At 29.0% G+C, this 19,827-nt stretch carries 17 protein-coding genes; 14 read left to right on the top strand and 3 right to left on the bottom strand.

All coding sequences use genetic code 11. The features are described 5' to 3' along the window. Window positions 1-60 precede the first annotated feature (60 nt). From CRV03_RS02675 to hsdR, 9 genes are all read left to right on the top strand, one after another. On the top strand, window positions 61-1,077 hold the full coding sequence (locus tag CRV03_RS02675) for an adenosine deaminase (RefSeq protein ID WP_129083613.1): 1,017 nt from the start codon (window positions 61-63) through the stop codon (window positions 1,075-1,077). After that, entirely contained in the window at window positions 1,070-1,519 is a 450-nt protein-coding gene (locus CRV03_RS02670; protein WP_129083612.1) for a protein tyrosine phosphatase family protein, read from the top strand. The genes CRV03_RS02675 and CRV03_RS02670 overlap by 8 nt, the downstream gene beginning before the upstream one ends. Window positions 1,520-1,593: 74 nt before the next feature. Next, window positions 1,594-2,700 (top strand): homoserine O-acetyltransferase, encoded by a 1,107-nt coding sequence (locus tag CRV03_RS02665; RefSeq protein WP_129083611.1) that lies wholly within the window; start codon window positions 1,594-1,596, stop codon window positions 2,698-2,700. Further along, complete coding sequence (gene xseB / locus CRV03_RS02660; protein WP_129083610.1) at window positions 2,700-2,921, top strand: exodeoxyribonuclease VII small subunit; 222 nt, start codon at window positions 2,700-2,702, stop codon at window positions 2,919-2,921. The genes CRV03_RS02665 and xseB overlap by 1 nt, the downstream gene beginning before the upstream one ends. A 96-nt stretch (window positions 2,922-3,017) precedes the next feature. Beyond that, window positions 3,018-3,683: a DNA repair protein RadC gene (gene radC, locus CRV03_RS02655; RefSeq protein ID WP_129083609.1), complete on the top strand. Its 666-nt coding sequence runs from the start codon at window positions 3,018-3,020 to the stop codon at window positions 3,681-3,683. Window positions 3,684-3,933: 250 nt separating this feature from the next. After that, window positions 3,934-5,388: an N-6 DNA methylase gene (locus CRV03_RS02650; protein WP_129083608.1), complete on the top strand. Its 1,455-nt coding sequence runs from the start codon at window positions 3,934-3,936 to the stop codon at window positions 5,386-5,388. Then, window positions 5,385-6,590: a restriction endonuclease subunit S gene (locus tag CRV03_RS02645; protein WP_129083607.1), complete on the top strand. Its 1,206-nt coding sequence runs from the start codon at window positions 5,385-5,387 to the stop codon at window positions 6,588-6,590. The genes CRV03_RS02650 and CRV03_RS02645 overlap by 4 nt, the downstream gene beginning before the upstream one ends. A 13-nt stretch (window positions 6,591-6,603) precedes the next feature. After that, on the top strand, window positions 6,604-6,897 hold the full coding sequence (locus CRV03_RS02640; RefSeq protein ID WP_129083606.1) for a hypothetical protein: 294 nt from the start codon (window positions 6,604-6,606) through the stop codon (window positions 6,895-6,897). 25 nt (window positions 6,898-6,922) lie between these two features. Then, window positions 6,923-9,328: an EcoAI/FtnUII family type I restriction enzme subunit R gene (gene hsdR / locus CRV03_RS02635; RefSeq protein ID WP_129083605.1), complete on the top strand. Its 2,406-nt coding sequence runs from the start codon at window positions 6,923-6,925 to the stop codon at window positions 9,326-9,328. On the opposite strand, the gene CRV03_RS02630 is transcribed toward hsdR, so the two are convergent. Further along, window positions 9,325-9,804 carry a helix-turn-helix transcriptional regulator gene (locus CRV03_RS02630; protein WP_164968602.1) on the bottom strand — a complete coding sequence of 160 codons (480 nt, stop codon included), beginning with the start codon at window positions 9,802-9,804 and terminating at the stop codon, window positions 9,325-9,327. The two genes, hsdR and CRV03_RS02630, sit on opposite strands and share 4 nt — an antisense overlap. Window positions 9,805-10,110: 306 nt before the next feature. Here CRV03_RS02630 and CRV03_RS02625 point away from each other — a divergent pair, with 306 nt between their 5' ends. The 4 genes from CRV03_RS02625 to CRV03_RS02610 all read left to right on the top strand — a co-directional run bounded on the left by CRV03_RS02625 (window position 10,111) and on the right by CRV03_RS02610 (window position 15,532). Continuing rightward, window positions 10,111-10,965 (top strand): sensor histidine kinase, encoded by an 855-nt coding sequence (locus CRV03_RS02625; protein WP_164968601.1) that lies wholly within the window; start codon window positions 10,111-10,113, stop codon window positions 10,963-10,965. A 107-nt stretch (window positions 10,966-11,072) separates the two neighbouring features. Further along, a complete protein-coding gene (locus tag CRV03_RS02620) occupies window positions 11,073-11,753 on the top strand; it encodes a ThiF family adenylyltransferase (protein WP_258238985.1) in 681 nt (226 codons plus the stop codon). A 96-nt stretch (window positions 11,754-11,849) separates the two neighbouring features. Next, the gene (gene carB, locus CRV03_RS02615) at window positions 11,850-15,089 is read left to right on the top strand and encodes a carbamoyl-phosphate synthase large subunit (protein ID WP_129083602.1); all 3,240 of its coding nucleotides are present in this window, start codon (window positions 11,850-11,852) and stop codon (window positions 15,087-15,089) included. Beyond that, window positions 15,089-15,532: a Sua5 YciO YrdC YwlC family protein gene (locus tag CRV03_RS02610; RefSeq protein WP_129083601.1), complete on the top strand. Its 444-nt coding sequence runs from the start codon at window positions 15,089-15,091 to the stop codon at window positions 15,530-15,532. Before carB ends, CRV03_RS02610 begins: the two co-directional genes overlap by 1 nt. Here CRV03_RS02610 and CRV03_RS02605 read toward each other — a convergent pair whose 3' ends face one another. Next, window positions 15,533-16,144, bottom strand: coding sequence for a LuxR C-terminal-related transcriptional regulator (locus CRV03_RS02605; protein ID WP_129083600.1), 612 nt, complete (start codon window positions 16,142-16,144; stop codon window positions 15,533-15,535). Further along, a complete protein-coding gene (locus tag CRV03_RS02600) occupies window positions 16,141-17,877 on the bottom strand; it encodes an HlyD family type I secretion periplasmic adaptor subunit (RefSeq protein ID WP_129083599.1) in 1,737 nt (578 codons plus the stop codon). The genes CRV03_RS02605 and CRV03_RS02600 overlap by 4 nt, the downstream gene beginning before the upstream one ends. 137 nt (window positions 17,878-18,014) lie before the next feature. Here CRV03_RS02600 and CRV03_RS02595 point away from each other — a divergent pair, with 137 nt between their 5' ends. Next, a complete protein-coding gene (locus CRV03_RS02595; protein WP_129083598.1) occupies window positions 18,015-19,826 on the top strand; it encodes a TolC family protein in 1,812 nt (603 codons plus the stop codon). Window position 19,827: the final 1 nt, after the last annotated feature.

Genomic DNA, 19,827 nt, shown 5'->3' with positions numbered 1-19,827 from the left:
ATCTAGTTGATTTAAAGAATTAGATATAATGGCTTTAAAATACAGATATTTAGGTTTATTATGAAAGATATTAAAGAGTTTATAAAAAAGCTTCCTAAAGCAGAATTACACTTACATATAGAAGGTTCGCTTGAACCAGAGCTAATGTTTAAATTAGCAAAAAGAAATGGTATTAAAATTCCATATAAAACAGTTGAAGAAGTAAAAGAAGCATATAATTTTACAAATCTACAAAGTTTTTTAGATATTTATTATGCTGGAGCAAAGGTACTTATAACAAAACAAGATTTCTATGATATGACTTGGGATTATATTTTAAAATGTAAAGAAGACAATATCTTACATACAGAGATATTTTTTGACCCACAAACTCATACTCAAAGAGGAATCTCTTTTGAAACAGTTATCTTTGGAATAAAAGAAGCCTTAGATGATGCACAAAAAAAGTTAGGAATAAGTTCAAAGATAATCATGTGTTTTTTAAGACATTTAAGTGAAGAAAAGGCTTTTGAAACACTAGAGCAATCTTTACCTTATAAAGATTATATTATAGGAGTGGGATTAGACTCTTCAGAGTTAGGAAATCCACCTAAAAAATTTGAAAAGGTATTTAATGAAGCAAAAGAGCATGGATATAAATTAGTTGCTCACGCAGGAGAAGAGGGTGATATTTCTTATATTGAAGATGCTTTAGATTTACTTCATATAGAAAGAATAGACCACGGAGTTCAAGCTATAAATTCAGAAGCTTTGATGCAAAGATTAAAAGAAGAACAAATACCACTTACAGTTTGTCCAAACTCAAATATAGAGTTAAAAGTATTTGAAAACTACAAACAACACAATATAAAACAACTTTTAGATTATGGATTAAATGTTACAGTAAACTCAGATGACCCAGCATACTTCAAAGGATATATGAATCAAAACTTTTTTAATCTAGTTGATAATATACCTCTAACAAAAGAAGATATTGTTAAACTAGTAAAAAACTCTTTTAACTCATCTTTTATTGAGGAAAAGTTAAAACAAGAGTATATAAAAAGAGTTGATGAGGTTGTAGAAAAGTATGAATAGTATTTTAAACTATATAAAAATAAATGAAAATATCTCAACAGCAGGGCAACCTAGTGTTGAGCAATTTCAACAAATCAAAAATGAAAACTTTGATGTAGTTATAAACTTAGCTTTAAGTAGTGCAACAAATGCTTTAGAGAATGAAGACAAAGTAGTAAGTGAACTTGGAATGACTTATATTCATCTTCCTGTTGATTTTGAAGAACCAAAACTAAGTGATTTGAACTTATTTTTGCGAATAATGAGTGGTATTAAAGATAAAAAAATATTTATTCATTGTGCTAAAAACTATAGAGTAACAGCTTTTATGTATATATATCATAAGCATGTATTAAATACTCCTTTTGAAAGTATTGATGTCTCTATATTTGAAGAGTGGTCACCTTCTCAAAACTGGCAAAATATTATGAAAACAGATTTCCAAAAGTTAGAATTGTTTTAAGAAAGTACCCATTAAATCATCTTCTTAGATATTTTTTGTTAGTATAAAGCGATATTATAATAAATGGATTAAGTTTGAAAATAGAAACAAAAGTTGCAAAATTTGATGAACCATTATATTTAGAGAGTGGTAGGATTTTAGAGTCTTATGAACTTATATATGAAACTTATGGTGAACTAAATGAAGATAAATCAAATGTTATAGTAGTTTGCCATGCTCTAGCAGGAAGTCATCATGCTGCTGGAAGATATGCCGATGAAGCAAAGCCTGGTTGGTGGGATAAGCTTATTGGTGATGGAAAAGCAATTGATACTACAAAATACTTTGTGATTTGCTCTAACAATATAGGAAGTACTTTTGGTTCAACAAATGCTTTAAGTATAGACCCAAGTACAAATAAAGAGTATAGATTAAAATTTCCTATCCTTACAATTTCTGATATTGTAAAAGCACAAATGAAACTTTATAAAAGTCTAGGAATCGAAAAAGCTAAAGCTGTAGTTGGTGGAAGTATGGGAGGAATGCAAGCCCTTTGTTACTCTATAGAGTTTCCAGATTTTGCTGAACATGTATTTGCACTAGCAACTACAGCATATACAAGACCATGGGCAATAGCAATAAACAAAATTGCAATAGAATCAATAAGACATGACCCAGTTTTTAAAGATGGATTTTATGATAAAGATGATTTAGAAACACAAGGTTTACCCGGACTTGCTATTGGAAGAATGGCAGGATTAATTGCGTACTTAAGTCCAAATTTGTTTAATAAAAAGTTTGGAAGAGACTATGCTAGAACTGATGGTTTATATGAACTTTTTGGAAGATTTGAGGTTGAGAGATATTTAGAGTATAATGCTTACTCTTTTCCAAAAATATTTGACCCACTTTCTTATCTTTATATTTGTAAAACAATGAATATTTTTGATGCAGGAAGAAATGAAGATACTTTAGAAAACTCTTTCCAAAAGATTAAGTGTAAACTACACCTAATCTCTTTTTCTGATGATATGCTATTTTTTCCTGAAGAGATGGAAGAGATAAGAGATATCATGGAAAAGATTGGAAAAGGTGACCAAGTAACATATAAAATGATTGAGAGTGAATCTGGACATGATTCATTTTTAGTTGAAGTAGAAAAATTTGATGAATATATTATAGATTTATTGGAGAATAAATAATGAGTGAAATAGAAGAAAAAGAAGAATTAGTTTTTGAAAAGAAGATTGAGAAGGCAAAAGAGCTTTTAGAAAAACTTTCAAACCCAGATATAACACTAAGTGATTCACTTGATGTTTATAAAAATGGAATAAAAGAGCTAGAAGAAGCTCAAAAGCTTTTAGATGAAGCAAAGCTTGTATTTACACAAGAAGAAAAAACTAACAAAGAAGAACCTTTTTAAAATATAAATACTGCAAGAAAATATTGCAAACTGACATATAAATAACAAAAAATAAAAATTTATTGATAAACTTCTTCTACTATTTAGGAGAAGTTTATGCAAACTACAATTAAAAAGTTAGAATCTATAGATAAGCCACGAGAAAAGCTAGAAAAACAAGGTTTAAGTGCATTAAAAAACTATGAACTTATGGCTATTATTTTAGGAAGTGGTGTAAAAGGAAAAGATGTTATTTCTTTATCAAGGGAGTTAGTAAAACTCCTTGAAAAAGAGTTTGATAATATCAGTCTAGAAAAGCTACTTAAAATACATGGCTTAGGTAAAGCAAAAGCTTGTCAGATAATAAGTGCCATAGAACTAAGTCGTCGATACTTAATACAAAATCAAAATATAAAAATAACTTCAAGCCAAGATGTCTATCAAGAGTTAAAACCATATAAAAACAAACAACAAGAATATTTTTTGGCACTATATTTAGATGGAGCAAACAATCTACTTGAAACAAAAGTAATCACAATAGGAACTCTAAATCAAAGTCTAGTTCACCCAAGAGAGGTTTTCTCTTATGCCATAGAAAAAAGATGTGCCAGCATAATAGTAGCACACAATCACCCAAGTGCAATTCTAAAACCAAGTAGTGAGGATATAGAAGTAACAAAAAGGCTAAAAGAATCAGGAAAAATCTTAGGTATAGAACTACTTGACCATGTGATATTTACAAAAGATGATTTTGTAAGTTTGAAAGAAGATGGTGTTTTATGATTGAAAATATGAAGAAAAAATTTATGGAACTAATAAAGTAACCTCACCTAAAAAGGTGAGTCGTCCCGAAGGATATTTGTAAAAGTATTATATCTAAGAATATTTATTTTATCAATTTTTGTTTATGCTCCAAATTCCTAATTAAATCAACTATATCTTTAAATTTTTTCTGTTTTAGCCCTTTGACTACAAGCTTTTGATAAAATAATATTTCAAAATATACAAATAAATTTTAGGATAAAAATAATAGATGTTTGAACAAACTTTTAAAAATATAGATGATATTTTATGGAAAGACTCAGGGGCTGACAGTGAGCTTGACTATATAGGTCAAACTTCATGGGTTATGTTCTTAAGATACTTAGATGACTTGGAGAAAGAGAAAAAAGATATAAAAGAGCTTTCAGGTGAAGAGTACACTTACATCCTAGATGAAAAATATAGATGGAACTCATGGGCTATGCCAAGAAATGAAAAAGGTGAGTTAGAGCATCAAGAAGTAAAGACTGGAAAAGATTTAGTTGATTTTGTTGACTTAGAACTTTTTCCTTATCTTGCTAAATTTAAAGAAAAAACTGACAATGCTCAAACAATAGAGTACAAAATAGGTGAGATATTTTCAGAACTTAAAAACAAAATTCAAAGTGGATATAACTTAAGAGAGATAGTTGAACTTGCTGATGAACTTCCTTTTAAGTCAAGTAAAGACAAGCATGAACTAAGTCACTTATACGAAACAAAAATCAAAAATATGGGAAATGCAGGAAGAAATGGAGGTCAATACTATACACCAAGACCTCTTATTCGAGCTATGATAAATATAATCAATCCTCAAATAGGTGAGAAGGTTTATGATGGAGCAGTAGGAAGTGCAGGATTTTTATGTGAAACATATGATTATATGTATGAACGTATGAATAAAAATGTAGACAATCTAAAAATTCTACAAGAAAAGACTTTTTACGGAAAAGAGAAGAAAAATCTAGCTTATGTTATAGGTATTATGAATATGATACTTCATGGTATAGAAGCTCCAAATATCAAACATGTAAATACTTTAGCTGAACCTATTCGAGATATACAAGAAAAAGATAGATACCATGTGATTTTAGCAAACCCACCATTTGGCGGAAAAGAAAGAAAAGAAGTACAACAAAACTTTGATATAAAGACAGGTGAAACAGCCTTTTTATTTATGCAACATTTTATCAAATCACTAAAAGCAGGAGGAAGAGCAGCAGTTGTGATAAAAAACACAATTTTAAGTAACAGTGACAATGCTTCAATAGCTTTACGAAAACATCTTTTAGAATCTTGTAATCTTCATACTATTTTAGACATGCCAAGTGGGACTTTCACAGGTGCTGGTGTAAAAACTGTAGTACTATTTTTCACAAAGGGTGAGCCTACAAAAAAGACTTGGTATTATCAACTAAATCCTGGTCGAAATATGGGGAAAACAAATCCTTTAAATGATAAGGATATGGAAGAGTTTATATCTCTTCAAAAAGATTTCCAAGATAGTGAAAACTCTTGGAGTATAAATATAAATGATATAGATGAAAGTACTTATGATTTAAGTGTTGATAACCCAAATAAAGAAGATGAAGTTAAGTTAAGGACTCCTAAAGAGATATTTGAAGAGATGGAAACTTTGGATGGTGAGACAAATAAACTTATAGCTTCTATTAAAGAGTTGGTATGAGTAAAGACATAACTTTATTAAAAGATTTATGTGAGAATTTTAAAAAGGATATTGTTGATGGTCCTTTTGGTTCTAATTTAAAAAGGGAACATTTTGTAGATGAAGGTATTCCTGTTTTAAAAATACAAAATATTAAACCTTTTCTGATAATACCAAAGAATTTAAATTTTGTTACACCTGAAAAATATGAAGAGTTAAAGAGACATTCATATAAACAAGGTGATATTGTGATGACAAAGCTTGGTAATCCTTTAGGTGCATCTGCAATAGTTGAAAATATTGATGATGGACTTATTGTTGCTGATACAGTTAGGATTAGAGCTGAAAAAATTGATACTAAATATTTATGTTATCATTTAAATTCACCAATTACACAAGATTTAATTAATTCACAACAAAAAGGAGCAACAAGACCAAGGGTAAAGATTGCAAATGTAAGAGAGCTCCCAATTTATGCGCCAAAGAAAGAAAAACAAAAACAAATCGTGAAGATTTTAGATAAAGCTTTTGAAGCTATTGATAAAGCAAAAGAGAATATTGAAAAAAATATTCAAAACTCAAAAGAGCTTTTTCAAAGTAGACTTAATGAAATATTTTCACAAAAAGGTGGAGATTGGGAAGAAAAAACATTAGGTGAATTTTATGATGTTCGTGATGGAACACACGAATCACCTAAATATCAAGAGTCAGGATATCCATTAATTACATCAAAAAACCTTAAATTTGGTAAATTAAATTATGATAAAATAAGATATATTTCAGAGAAAGATTATGTAAATATTAATAAAAGAAGTAAAGTTAATATTGGAGATATACTTTTTGCTATGATAGGAACTATAGGTAATCCAATTGTTATAACTGACGAACCTAATTATGCTATTAAAAATGTTGCATTATTTAGAGTGGATAATACGATTGATAGTAGTTTATTTTTGAAATATTATTTAGATTCAAGTTTTGTAATAAATAAAATGCAAAAAGAAGCAAAAGGTTCAACTCAAAAATTTGTTGGACTTGGCTATTTACGAAGTTTTCCCATAAATAAACCAAAATTAAATATACAAAAAGAAATAGTAAATGAGTTAAGTGTTTTAGAACAAGAAACAAAAAAACTAGAAGAAAAATACCAACAAAAACTAGAAAACCTAGAAGAACTAAAAAAATCAATCTTACAAAAAGCATTTAGTGGAGAACTAGTCTAAAAAGGTGTAAATGATGGCAGATAATTCACAAGGTATTGAAGAGATTGCAAAAAAGCTTAGTAATTTATCAAAATTAGCAATAGAAGAGTATGAACCTTTAGTGAATAAGATTATTATAAGTAAAGTTAAAGATGAAAGGCATATTGAAAAAATACTTGATGGTTTATTGGATTTCTGTTTTGATGAAGAGATATTATATTTGTATAAAAAACTTTGTAGATATTACTATGAACTAAATCCTCATGCAACAGTTGATTATATAAATTACTATAGAAAACAGTATGAAACAGAAATTGAAGATAAGTAGAGTCTAAAATATTGTAAGGGTTAATATGAATGAAGCACAAACAAAACACGATTTAATAGACCCAGCACTTAAAAAAGCAGGCTGGGGAGTAGTTGAGAATAGTAGAATACATTTAGAATATCCTATAAGTAAAGGAAGACTTATAGGAAATGGAAGACGTTCTCGTGCTTTAAGTGCTGATTATGTACTTATTTATAAAAATCGTCGTTTAGCAGTCATAGAAGCCAAAAAAAGAGACCTACACTATAGTGAGGGTGTAGCACAAGCAAAAGAGTATGCCCAAAGACTTCAAATAAGATTTGCATACTCAACAAATGGACTTGGAATATACTCTATTGATATGGATGAAGCAAAAGAAAAAGATATAAAATCTTTTCCAACACCACAAGAACTGTGGAATATGACATACCCAGAATTAAGAAGTATAGAAGATAGATTATTTTCAATTCCTTATGAAACCCAAGGTGGAAAATGGGAGCTTCGATACTACCAAACAAACGCTATTTCAAATGTATTAAAAGCTATATCAAATGATAAAAAAAGAATCCTTCTAACTCTAGCAACAGGTACAGGAAAAACAGCTATTGCTTTTCAGTTAGCATGGATACTTTTTCATTCACGATGGAATATTCAAAAAGATTTTAAAAGAACACCTAGAATACTCTTTTTAGCAGATAGAAATATACTAGCAGACCAAGCATTTAACTCATTTGGTGCTTTTGAAGAAGATGCACTTGTACGAATAGACCCAGAAGAGATTAGAAAGAAAAAAAGAGTTCCTAAAAATGGCTCTATATTTTTCACTATATTTCAAACCTTTATGACAGGAGTAAATGACACTCCAAACTTTGGAGAGTATCCAAGGGATTATTTTGATTTTATTATGATTGATGAGTGTCATAGGGGTGGAGCAAATGATGAAAGTACATGGAGAGCTATCTTAGAGTATTTTAATCCAGCTTATCAGTTAGGACTAACAGCAACACCAAAAAGAGATGTAAATGGCGACACCTATGCTTACTTTGGAAAACCAGTATATGAGTACTCTTTAAAAGAGGGAATAAACGATGGTTTCTTAACACCTTTTAAAGTAAAAGATATTTCAACTACAGGAGATACTTATATCTACACAAGTGAAGATGAAATCATAGAAGGTGAGATAGAAGAGGGGAAAGAGTACACAAAAGAGGAACAAAATAGAGTTATTGAGCTTATGGATATTGAGAAATATAGAGTAAAAACCTTTATGAAAATGATAGACCAAAGTCAAAAAACTTTAGTATTTTGTGAAACACAAGCTCATGCAGCAGCTATAAGAAATCTTATAAATCAAATGGCAGAAAATAGAAGTATTGATTATTGTCATAGAGTTGGAGCTAATGATGGAGCTAGAGGTGAGAAGTTTTTAAGAGATTTTCAAGACAATGAAAAAACATTGCCAACAATACTTACAACATCAAGAAAACTTAGCACTGGAGTTGATGCTCCAGAGGTTAGAAATATTGTACTTTTAAGAACTGTAAACTCTATGGTCGAATTTAAGCAAATTATTGGGCGAGGTACAAGACTTTTTGAAGGGAAAGATTACTTTACTATTTATGATTTTTATGATGCTTATAAACATTTTCATGATAAGGAATGGGATGGTGAACCAGCAGACCCAGAGCCACCAACACCAAAAGAACCTTGTAAAGTATGTGGAGTAAGGCCTTGTATATGCCCACCACCAGAAGTAGAGCCATGTAAACTGTGTAATAATACTCCTTGTGTATGCGAAAAGCCACCTAGAAAGATGGTAAAAGTTAAATTATCAGATGGAAACTATCGTAATCTAGACTCCATGGTTCGTACACTATTTTATTCACCTGAAGGAGCTCCCATGTCAGCAGGTGAATTTGTGAAAAAACTTTTTGATGATATTCCAAACTTCTTTCAAAGTGAAGAAGAGCTTAGAAGAATTTGGAGTATTCCTGATACTAGAAAAAGACTATTAGAAGAGCTTAGTGAAGCAGGGTATACCCTAGAGCAACTGGAAGATTTGAAAAAGGTAATAGATGCACAAGATAGTGATTTGTATGATGTTCTATCTTATATCTCTTATCATAAAGAGTTAGTGCCAAGATTACATAGAGCACAAAAGGCAAAAATAAAAATAAGCCACTATGATGAAGCGAAACAAGAGTTTTTGAATTTTGTTTTAGAACAATATATTCATGGTGGAGTAAAAGAATTAGATGATAAAAGGTTAGCTGATTTACTTGTTACTAAGTATCATGCTATAAATGATGCTAGAGAAGCACTTGGAGAAATATCAGAAATAAGGGACTCATTTATAGGATTTCAAAAATATCTATATGAGGATATTATAAATGAAGAGTTCATCCAAGAAGAGTTATTAGTAGCCCAACCCAAACCAGAGTATAATTTTTAAATACTCCTATTAAACTCTTTTATCTCTTTTAGTTTAATTTTTAGGTTTTCAAGTAGTGGTTTAGGTGCATAAGGTAGTAGTTCTATAATCTCTTTTAATTCACTACTATCTTTGTATCTATCTGATGATTCTTTTTCAAGTGGAGTTTCAGGCTCAATTAGCTCTATTCTATTTTTTATAATTTTAAGTTCATCTTGACTTATATTTCTCATTATATTTTGTAGATATTTTTTTCTACTTTTTTTATCATAGGTAAATAGTTCTTGTTCTGTTACTTGTAGAGCCTCAGCAATATAAGGGAGAAGTTCAACTTTAATCGAACTATTTCCATCAAGATATTTGTATATAGTTTTTTCAGTTGGAGTCTCCCCTGTAGTTTTCAACTTAGGTTCTAGGTCTCTAAGTCTTTTAGCAAACTCTCTTTTTGTTAAGTTTTTTTCTTTTATTAAACTATTGATTCTCTCAACTATATCCAATAAATTCCCTTTTTTCGATAATTGTATTTAAAATAATTATTAATTTAATAGAACTTTAATTCTCTAAAATGTAGAATTAGTTAAGTTTTTAGTTATTTTAAAAGAATTAAAGGTTCTTCCCTTATGGAAAAAAAATACGTGAATTCTATTCTAATTCTTATATTTTGTAGTTTAAATTATTTTCTATATATAGAGATGATACAAGATAGCTTTACTCATTTGTTTAATGATAAAAATAAATTATTTTTTATTTTGATTATTTTTTCAAATTCATTTATTTTACTTACTTATTTACTCTTTTCTCAAATGACAAAAAGAATATATCTTCTTTCAAGAATAAGAAAATATAGAAGTGAAATAAGAAGATATAAAAAAGAGTACAGAAATAGATTATCTGAGTTAGCAAAGAAAAATAGTATGAAAGATGAAATAATATTTGAACAATCAAAACAAAATACAATAAATACTGAGGTTTCATATATCGCTCAGAATTGGAGACAACCACTTTCTGTAATAACTCTATTATCTACTTCAATGCAGTTTTATGCAAAAGAGGATTTAATTTTAAAAAATGTGATAAAAAACTGTGAAATGATTAATGAAAATGCACAATATCTCTCTTGCGTTATTGATAACTTTACAAATGCACAAAGAACAAAAACTATTATGAAGAAAGAAGTTTTTAGATTAGATTTAATGCTAAATGAGTTTGTGGTAAACAATGAGTATTATGATATACAAATAAAGGTAGATATGTTAGATAACTACTTAATCTATACATGTAAACAGGAACTATTTAAATCTATAAATAATATTCTTAATAATTCAAAAGAGAACTTGAATGAAAGATTAAAAAAAGACAAAAAGATATTAATTTCTGTAAGTCAAAAAGCAAAAGAGTTTATTATTGAAATAAAAGACAATGCAGGAGGAATAAAAGAAGATATCTTAAATAGTATATTTGAACCATACTCAACTACAAAGTTTAAAACAAAAGATGTAGGACTTGGATTGTATTTAACTTACATGAGCATTACCCATCAGCTAGAAGGTTCAATAGAGGCTAAAAATATAGTTTATATTGATTCTCAATCAAATAAAGAATTTAAAGGTGCTCAATTTACAATTAAAATACCAAGAGTGAACTCTCATAGTCAATAGAAATAGTCAAGAATAATATTGATAAAAGTCAATCTAATTTAAACTATTTGTGCTATCATTATATTTAATATTAAAAATAAACCATACTTAAATACTTAGGATTAACAATGAGTGAGATTCATGAATATTTTAACAGACAAATAAAACTTTGGGGTGAAGAGGTACAAGATTCACTACAAGATAAAAAAGTAGCTATCATCGGAAGTGGTGGTTTAGGTTGTACTTTAGGTATTGCTCTTGGAGCTTCAGGAATTGGAGAGTTTGCTCTTGTAGATTTCGATGAGGTTGGAGTTCACAATATTCACAGACAAATTGGATTTAAAGTTGGTGATGATGGGAAATACAAAGCTGAGGTTCTAAAAGAGCTTATGGAATCAAGATGTCCATATACTAAAGCAACTGCATATGTAGAGAGTTTTGATGAGTTTGCAAAAAGAGATTTAGAGTTTGACTTAATCATTGATGCAACTGATAACTTACCTAGTCGTGCAGCTATAAATAAATATTGTATAGAAAAAAAACAACCTTGGATTTATGGTACAGTTGAAGAGTTCCATGGACAAGTATGTTTCTTCGAAGAAGCATCATATGAAGCAGTATTTAAAATAAATGATAGAAAGCCAAATGGAATTGCTTGTCCAATTGTTATGCATATTGGTTCACTTCAAGCAAATTTAGCAATTAGATATTTAACAGGATTCCCTGTACAAAAAGATGTATTATACTATTTATCATTTGATGAAAATGGTGTTTTACAAAACCAAAAATTCAATCTTCCTAAAAACTAAAATCTAGTACCTATGAAGGTACTAGGTCGCCTAACAAAATTTTAAGCACTTCTTAGATATACTATCCAAATTTTTAACTACACTACGGGGAACTTTATGCCAAAAAGAGAAGATATTAAATCTATTTTACTTATAGGTTCTGGACCTATTATTATTGGACAAGCGTGTGAGTTTGATTACTCAGGAACTCAAGCTACGAAAACGTTGAAAGAATTAGGATATAGAGTTGTACTGATTAACTCAAACCCAGCCACAATTATGACTGATCCTGAATTCGCTGATAAAACATACATTGAACCTATTACAGAAGAAGTTGTTGCAAAGATAATTGAAAAAGAGAATATTGATGCTATTTTACCAACTATGGGTGGTCAAACTGCATTAAACGTAGCAACTACTATGTATGAGAAAGGTATGTTAGAGGGAGTAAAATTCCTTGGAGCTCATCCAGATGCAATTAAAAAAGGTGAAGATAGACACTTGTTCAACGAAGCAATGATTAAAATTGGTATGGATTTACCAAAATCAGCAAATGCATATTCTGTTGAAGAGGCTATCAAAGTTGCAAAAGAGATTGGATTCCCAGTTATTTCAAGGGCTTCATTTACTCTTGCAGGTGGTGGTTCAGGTGTTGCTTATAACATGGAAGAGTTTAAAGCTCTTGCTGAAGCTGGTATTGAAGCATCTCCAATCAATGAGATTGAGATTATGGAATCAATGCTTGGTTGGAAAGAGTACGAAATGGAAGTTATCAGAGACAAAAAAGATAACTGTATTATCGTATGTTCTATTGAGAACTTAGACCCAATGGGTGTACATACAGGTGACTCAACTACTATTGCTCCTGCGTTAACTCTTACAGATAAAGAGTACCAAGATATGAGAAATGCATCTTTTGCAATTCTTAGAGAAATCGGTGTAGATACAGGTGGTTCAAACGTTCAGTTCTCAATTTGTCCAAAAACTGGAAGAATGATTGTTATTGAGATGAACCCAAGAGTTTCAAGATCTTCTGCACTTGCTTCTAAAGCTACTGGTTATCCTATTGCTAAAGTTGCAACACTACTTGCAGTTGGATTTACTCTTGATGAAATTACAAATGACATTACAGGAACTGCTGCATCATTTGAACCAGTTATTGATTATGTTGTTACAAAGATTCCAAGATTTACTTTTGAAAAATTCCCTAAAGCTAACTCAACACTTACAACTGGTATGAAATCAGTTGGTGAAGTTATGGCTATTGGTAGAACATTTAATGAATCTATTCAAAAAGCACTTTGTTCTATGGAGACTGGAATCCACGGATTCGACCCAATTTGTGATGATTTAGAAAAAATCAAAGCAGAAATTAGAAGACCAAACGCAGATAGATTAAGATACTTAATGGACGGATATAGACAAGGTCTTACAAATGAAGAACTTTTTGAGCTATGTAATATCGACCCATGGTTCTTATCTAAATTTAGAGAAATCTATAATATTGAAACTTCAATGAGCCAAGCTATTTTAACAAATGAAGAGGCTATGAGAGAAGCAAAAACAAATGGATTCTCTGACAAGATGATTGGACTTCTAATTGGAAAATCAGAAGAAGAAGTTTATCTTGCAAGAAAAGCTTTAGATATCGATTTTGAATACAATGAAGTAGATACTTGTGCTGCAGAGTTTAAAGCATTAACTCCGTACCTTTACTCAACTACAAATATCACAAAACTACCAAAAGTAGAAAAAACTTCTGATGAGAAGAAGGTTTTAATTATTGGTGGTGGACCAAACAGAATTGGTCAAGGTATTGAGTTTGATTATTGTTGTGTTCATGCATCATTTGCATTAAATGAAATTGGTGTAAAAACTATCATGTATAACTGTAACCCAGAAACTGTATCAACTGACTATGATACTTCTGATATTTTATACTTTGAACCAATTGACTTTGAACATGTAAGATCTGTAATTGAACAAGAAAAGCCAGATGGTATTATCGTACACTTTGGTGGACAAACTCCATTAAAACTTGCAAATGCTATTACTGAAGCTGGTGGAAAAATCATTGGTACAACTGCTGAAGTTATTGACTTAGCAGAAGATAGAGAAAAGTTCTCAACTTTTGTTGAAAAAGTAGGGTTATTACAACCAGATAATGGAACTGCTGTATTAGTTGAAGAAGCAATTGAGATTGCTGAAAGAATTGGATATCCAGTACTTGTTAGACCATCATTTGTACTTGGTGGTAGAGGTATGAGAATTGTTTACTCTACTGAAGAGTTAAAACAATATATGGATGAAGCAGTTTCAGTATCAAATGATGCCCCAGTACTTATTGACAAATTCTTAGACCGTGCAATTGAGCTAGATGTTGATTGTATTTGTGATGGAAAAGAAGTATATATTGGTGGAATCATGCAACACATCGAAGAAGCAGGTGTTCACTCTGGAGATTCAGCTTGTTCATTACCTCCTGTTTCAATTCCAGAAGAGCTAATCAAAGAATTAGAAGAGAAAACAAAAGCTATGGCACTAGGACTTGGTGTTGTAGGTCTTATGAATACACAATATGCTATTCATAAAGGTAAAATTTTCTTAATCGAAGTTAACCCAAGAGCATCTAGAACAGTTCCATTTGTATCTAAAGCTACTGGTATGCCTTTAGCAAAAGTTGCTACAAGAGTTATGTGGGGTGAATCTTTAAGATCTGCACTTGATACTTATAATTCTGAGATTGTTTATGAAGATAATGGTGTATTAAAACCAATCTTAAAAGGTCATATTGCAGTTAAAGAAGCAGTATTCCCATTCAATAAACTATCTGGTTCTGACCCAATCTTAACACCTGAGATGAAATCAACTGGTGAAGTTATGGGTATTGCTGATAACTTTGGTGAAGCATATGCAAAAGCACAAAGTGCAGCTAAAAATGGACTTCCAACAGAAGGTAAAGTATTTATCTCTTTATGTGATTTGGATAAAGAGTTTGCACCTAAAATTGCACAAGGACTAGTTGACAATGGATTTACAGTAGTTGCAACTGGTGGAACACACAAAGCTATCACAGAAGCTGGAATTGAGTGTGAAAAAGTACTTAAGATTTCAGAAGGAAGACCAAATATTACAGATGCTATTACAAATGGTGAAATTGCACTAGCATTTAATACAAGTGATGGTAAAGAGTCATCAAAATCTGATGGTCAAGATATCAGAAGAGCAGTTCTAAAAGAGAATGTTCCATATGGTACAACAGCAGCAACAGCACTTGCTTGTATTGAAGCCATGAAAGCTTTAAGAAAGAAAGATGGATTAGGTATTAAATCTATCCAAGAATTTTTAAATGACTAATGGATACTAATTTAATATATTTAGTACAAACTGACACTACAGTAGGTTTTTCATCCGGAAATGATGAAAAACTTGCTACTGTAAAAAGAAGACCAAAATCACAAAAAATACTACAAACACTTGACTCTTTTACTACTTTAAAAAAGTTTACAAGAGTTCCTAAAAATCATAGAAAAAGAGTTAGAAACTCTAAAAAATCTACTTTTATTTATCCTAATATGAATTCATATAGAGTTGTTGATAGAAATGATAAGTTTTACTCTTTTATTAAGAAGTTTAAAGCTCATTATTCTACATCTGCAAATCACACAAAAAAGAGTTTTGAAAAGGATTTTGCATTAGCAAATAGTGATGTAATAGTTTCCTCAAAAGAAGGCTTTAGTGAAAAAGTATCTTCTTCTATTTATCTTTTAAAGAAAAGTAAAATAAAGAAAATAAGATAATTAATAGTTGTTTTTAAAGTATAAAGCTAAAGATAATCTATCTTTTTTATGTAATTTCTTTAAAAGAGAACTAACATACTTTTTAATTGTAACCTCTGCTAAATCAAGAGTTTTTGATATTTCACTATTGCTTAAACCTTGAGATACAAGCTCTAAAACTTCAAGTTCTTTTACTGTGATTTGTTTTAATAGTGCATCCTTTTTAGACTCTTTTAACGGTATTGAAGAGATTAAAAATTGCATAAGTTCTGGATATACCCAAATATTGTCATTAAGAACAGTTTTTATTATATCTTCTAAAATCAAGATATTTGATAGTGAATGAGCATAGGCTTTAAATCCTTGCTTTAAAAGACTACATCCTTCAATATTGTTAGTATTGTCTCTAAGTGCAATAAATCTACTAGATATTGAAAGCTCTTTTACTATCTCTAAAATTTCATGATAGTCTTCATATGTATTTAGATGATATATGAATACTAAATTACTAATAGCATCTAAATCATATAACTCACTTTTGTCTTTAATAATTTTGATTTCATTAAAAGTTGAAGATTTATTAATCTCTTTTATTAAGAAATCTTTATCTGAGAATAAAACTAAAGTACTCATATGTCTAAACTTCTTACAATAGGTTTTAATATATATTCTAAGATTGATTTTTTACCTTTAATGATATCAGCATCAACTGTCATTCCTGGTTTTATTTCAAGTCTTTTATTATCATTCACATATTTTGTTTCTGATTTTATATGAATAATATATGACTCTTTTTCTTTATCTTCTGGATCTTTCAATGTATCTGCAGAGATATAAGAAATCTCACCATCAACTGCTCCATATAAAGAGAAGTCATATGCTCTAAGTTTAAGTCTAACCTTTTGTCCTACATATAAAAAGCCAATATCAGCTGGGTCAATTTTTACTTCAGCTAATAGATGTTTTGTATTTGGAATAATCTCAGCAATTACGGCACCAGAAGATATAGCTTCACCTCTTGTTTTTATATTAATTTTATTAATAACACCACTATTTGGTGCTTTAATACTTGTTTCTACTAGTTTCTCTTTTAAGAAATCTAACTCTTGACTTACTTGGCTTAGGTCATTTTTAGCCAAAATTAACTCATCTTTAGCCGAAGAATAATAAGTTTCTGTTGTTTCTTCAATACTTTTTTGAATCTCATTTATAGACGACTTCAAAGTAGGGATAGAACCTCTAATCTTTTTTATTTCTGATTTTATATCATTCTCTTTTCTTTGTAAATCAAGTAGTTCTACTTTTGAGATAACTCTTTCTTTAACTAAAGGTATTTTTATACTCATTTCATTTTGTATTAGTTCGTAGTTTTCTTCAGTTATTTCAAGATTTTTATATGCATCATTTAAGTCATTTCTTCTTTGTTGTAATTGCTCTTTTAAGATATTTATAGAAGCTTCAAGTCTTTTTTTATTTATATTGAAAAGTTCAATCTCATTTCTCATAATATCTTTATCAAATTTTACTACATCCATATTTTCTACGATATTCTTATTTTGAGATTGTGCTTTTAGTCTTTCTATTTTTGCAAGTAGAGACATCTTGTTACTTAAATTTTTATCAAACTCACTTTGATATTTTAAATCAGAGAGTTTAAATAAAACTTTATCTTTATTAACGTTATCACCTTCTTTTACAAATATCTCTTTTAGTGTACCACCTTCTAAAGATGAAATAGTCTGTTTATTTGTCGTAGTTATAACTTTTCCATTTGTTCTTACAATATCATCTATCTCAGAGAAGTATGACCAAGTCAGCAAGAAAAGAACTGTGAATGTAATTAACCAAAGAACTTTATGTAAACCACTTGATGTTCTAAGAAGTACTGCTGAAGATAATGATGGCATGAAGTCTAAAACTGTTTTATCATATTTTTTCTTTAATAGATTGTCTTCATTTAATCTTTTAAGTTTCTTTTCTTTTGTTATATCAGAACTAGCAAGAATGAAACCTACATTTTCTCCCTCATCGTTAAATAAAGGTGTAATAATTGTATCTGTCCAAATGTTTTCATCAGAGAAACCTGCATGTTTAATTTCACCTTTCCAATTAGTTTTTAGTTTTCTTGTTTCATTGAATTGATTTTCAAAATTTATTATAGAATCTTTCTTAATTAAAAAAGTATAGGGTTTATTAATTAAATCAGAAGGCTTATATTTAAAAACATTACATAAGTTAGTACTTACGTGTTTTATTATTCCATTAGTGTCAGTTACTGCAAGAATCACATAATTATCAAGAAGCTCTCTATTTTGAAAGGTAAAACTACGTTTTAGATCTTTATCTAATGCTTGCGCTTGTTCCACTTTAATCCTTAAGTTTAGTTTATTTAAATAAATTAATTAATTTTATTCTAATTTTATACAAAACTTCATAAAGATTTGTTAATATTATAATAATTTTTTTTATTGATGTAACAATTACGGAGGCTAGTAGCAATTAAATGACTAAAAAAATAATATTATTTCTTTCTTTGTCCGTTTTTTCTTATTCTTTTACTTTGAGTGATGGTTTTAAAACTGCATTAGAAAATGATATGGAAATAAAAATCAATGAAAACAATATAAAAAATATTAAACTAGATAAAGAGATAGCTAACTCTTTAATGAAACCTTCAATTGATTTTAGTGCAACAGTTCAGTCTTCTAAATCTACAGAAAATAGTAGAACTCCAGACAAAGAGAAGTCTCATACAAAAACAGATGAGTATAAAATCACTGTTACTCAGCCTATTTTTGATGGTTTTGAATCAAGTAATGAAAAACAATTACAAGATTATAAATATAAATCAGCATTATACTTTTATAAAGAGAGTCAAAATAGTTTAGCTTTTGACTATACTCAAAACTATATTAATGTTCTTAAAGAGAAAGATTTACTTACTTTAGGAAAAGAAGCAATATTTATTAGTGAGAAAATACTAAAGAAAGTAGATAGAAAGTTAGAAAGTGGATATGGTACACAGTTAGAATATAATGAGGCTAAAGTTCAACTAGCAGAAAGTAAAGTTAACTATCAAACTCAAAAAATAAACTTTAAAGACTCTATTGAAGGCTTAAAGTTTTATGTACAAATTGAATTTGATTCAAATGAATTAATTAAGCCAGTTTTTAATCACAAATTACCAAAAAATTTAAATGAAGCTATTGCTAAATCTTTTGAAGAAAACCCTTCATTAAAAGTTTCAAAACTTAATTTAGATGCAGCTAAGTATGAAGTTCAAAAAACAACAAAAAACTTTTATCCAAATTTAGATTTTGTAAGTTCATACCAAATAAATGATACTTTTCACAATAGTAATATAGAATCAAATGAGTATAGCGTAGGACTTCAGTTAAATTATAATCTTTATAATGGAGGAAAAGACTCTTTAGAGAAAAGAAAAGCACTTCAATCTGTAAGAGAAAAACAGTTCCTTATAAAGAAAACTGAAAATGAAATTAGAAATGAAATTAGATTAGCTTGGAATAGTTATAAGCTAAATAAAGAAAAAAATGATGCTTTAAAAGAGTATTTAGTTGTAAAAAAAGATGTTTTAGATTCAACAATAAAAGAGTTTGATCTTGGTTTAAAAAGTTTAAACAACTTATTAACAATGCATACTGAATATATTGAAGTTAAACAAGATTATATTCGAAATACTTATGACTTAATGCTATCAAAATATCGAATTCTATCAAGTATTGGAAATTTAAATGAAGTTTTAATTAATGAGATATCAATTCCAAAAAATGAAGATGAACTACCAGACTTATTTAAAAATATTGAGTATAGTTTTGATGAAGTTGAATATACAGAAAATGAGATTGTTCTTCCTGTAGAAGATAAAATATTTGAAGAAAATGCTGTATTAGAAGAGTCTTTTAAGAATAAGTTTTTAAGTGCAGATAAAAACAAATATACAATAAATTTAGCTCTTTCTTTTAGTGAAGAAGATGCTAAAAAGTTTATAGAAAAGAATAAACTAGAAGAAAAGGCTTTTTTCTTTAGTTTTAGATATAAAAATCCACTTCAGAAAATTATGATGGGAGTTTATAATTCAAAAAAAGAAGCATATACTGAAATGAATAAACTATCAAAAAGTTTATTGTCAAATAAACCAAGAGTTGAGAAAATAAAAATTAAACAGAATCTTTTTAAGAAGTATCACTTTACAGAATATACTGAGATAACAAATAAAATATTATTAAAAAAGAGTGAAAAAGAACAAACACTCTCTTCAAAAGATAACAAAAAAGATATAGAAAGAATTTAAG

The sequence above is a fragment of the Arcobacter sp. F155 genome (assembly GCF_004116455.1).
Classification (GTDB): Bacteria; Campylobacterota; Campylobacteria; order Campylobacterales; family Arcobacteraceae; genus Halarcobacter.
Note: the sequence above shows the minus strand (reverse complement) of the source record. Positions and strands in the feature narration are given on the sequence as shown.